Source organism: Paenibacillus enshidis, from assembly GCF_042136365.1.
GTDB lineage: Bacteria > Bacillota > Bacilli > Paenibacillales > Paenibacillaceae > Paenibacillus > Paenibacillus enshidis.
This window is the reverse complement of record NZ_JBHHMI010000096.1, coordinates 1-340: the sequence shown is the minus strand read 5'-3', so window position 1 is coordinate 340 and position 340 is coordinate 1. Positions and strand designations below refer to the sequence as shown.

At 44.1% G+C, this 340-nt stretch carries 1 pseudogene; it reads left to right on the top strand.

Annotation, left to right across the window (positions count from 1 at the left end):
- A pseudogene (locus ACE41H_RS25235) lies at positions 1-340 on the top strand (RNA-guided endonuclease InsQ/TnpB family protein); the annotation flags it as partial.

The window sequence follows — 340 nt, the reverse complement described above, 5'->3', positions numbered from 1 at the left end:
CCAATTCAAACGTCCTGAATATGATCTGGTATGGCATCGAGATTACTCTTTGAACGTTGACAAGTTTAGCGTAAATATACTGGACGGACGAGTGAAGCTTCGTTACAGAAAACGAGGCATGCAGCACTTCTTTGACGGCACGTGGAAATGGGGCACGGCCAAGCTCGTGTATAAACACAAGAAGTGGTTTTTGCATATTTCCATGACCAAAGAGTTCCCTGAATTGGATCTTACAAAGGTCAACCACATTGTAGGAATTGATTTGGGAATCAACTTTCTCGCCACCACCTACGACACTCAAAACCAGACGACGTTTTATCCTGGACGAACAGTGAAACAC